The sequence below is a fragment of the Candidatus Hydrogenedentota bacterium genome, assembly GCA_035416745.1.
Lineage (GTDB): Bacteria > Hydrogenedentota > Hydrogenedentia > Hydrogenedentales > SLHB01 > UBA2224.
In genome coordinates, this window is the sequence record DAOLNV010000008.1 from 1 (window position 1) to 1,400 (window position 1,400).

The following is a 1,400-nucleotide window of genomic DNA, read 5'->3' on the forward strand; positions in this document are numbered from 1 at the left end:
TGGGAGACTCGTACACGTACGGGTGGGGGGTCGACCTGCAGGACACATGGGTGAAACGGCTCGAGGCCCGCTTTCGCGAACAGGGCCGAAATATCGAGTTCCTGAATCTTGGCCGGCCGGGGGCGTGTCCCAAAGACTATGCCATGCTCGCCGAAAGAGCGTTGCCTCTCTTGAAACCCGACCTCGTGATTGTGGCCGCCCTGCAGATTGATGACATCGACCAGTGTGTCGACGCTAACGTTGGGGTCGATGATTCCGAGATGCAAGACATCGCCCAGGCCGAATGGGGGCGCTGGGCGCGGCCCGTGGCTGCTCTCGCAAGCGGCATGCGCTTCCTGTACCCGAACATTTCCCGGAAGGTTGCTTTGAAACTCGGCAGAAGCCAGGCAAAGTCTTCTCAGGCGCAGGAGGGCGTCGACCTCAACGAATTGTGGAAACGGCAGGCCGCCGAGACCCTGAACAAGCTCGACGGGCCGGCAAAGGAAAGGTTCGAAGCGTTAGATCCCAGGCTCCAGCAGGCGTTCCGGGAAGTGAAGCTGCACCCGCACCTGATGCTGGGAATACTTTTGGGGCCTCGAAGCGGCGCCCCCCTTTACCTGGAGCCCAAGAGCGAGGAAATGCAGAAGCGCATAGCCCGTTGCGGGGGGTACCTGGCACGCGTCCGGCAAGCCGCGGCGGCGCAGGGGGCCGGTTGCGTGGTCATTGCCGTGCCCTATCCCTTCGTGGTATCGGCCGAAAACTTGAAGGCGCACATCGAATTGGGCGGGCAGCATGACGAGAAGGAACTGACTTCCGGCGCGGCGGACGAAGCACTTGCTCAAGCGTGCGACATTGCTGGACTACCTTTCCATAGCGTGACGGCGGAGTTTCGGGAACAGGCCCCCAACCGCCAGCTCTATTTCAAGTATGACGGCCACTTCACAGCTGACGGACACGCGTATTTCGAGGAATGTGTGGCGCCTGTCCTTGAGCGTCTTCTGAACGAACGGTGAAGCCGGCTCCCGCGCTGCGCCCTCCTCTGATTCGCCCTATTTCGCGAATCGGTACACGCCGGGGGCCGCCAAGGCAAACCGCGGACCCGTCTCGCCGCCCTCGCTTCGCCAGCCAGAAGGAAGTTCGAGCCACAGCGGCGGGTCCGGGGGAACATCCTTCACCCTGATGGTTAGCGCTGTGTTCGTTGCAAGCACGTCCAGGCTCACGCGGCGGTATAACAGGTTGGCTACGCCCATTTCGGGGCATGCTTCGGGAAGCCGCGGCTCGATGCGCAATGCCTCCGCGCCGGGGTCGAGCCCCAGAAATCCGTAGATGACGATAGATGGCATCAGGCTGCTCTCGAAGAACTCGAAATCGATGCCGAGTCCGCCGGCCGTGCCGCCTCCCTGGAGCGTGGTGCCGCGCTG

General features: G+C 62.5%; 2 protein-coding genes. One reads left to right on the forward strand and one right to left on the reverse strand.

The annotated features are described in order from the left end of the window. On the forward strand, positions 1-992 hold a 992-nt coding region (locus PLJ71_04605; protein ID HQM47944.1), incomplete at its 5' end, for an SGNH/GDSL hydrolase family protein. 36 nt (positions 993-1,028) lie between these two features. Here the strand turns inward: PLJ71_04605 and PLJ71_04610 are convergent. Further along, positions 1,029-1,400: hypothetical protein (locus PLJ71_04610; GenBank protein HQM47945.1), on the reverse strand; the 372-nt coding region annotated here is incomplete at its 5' end.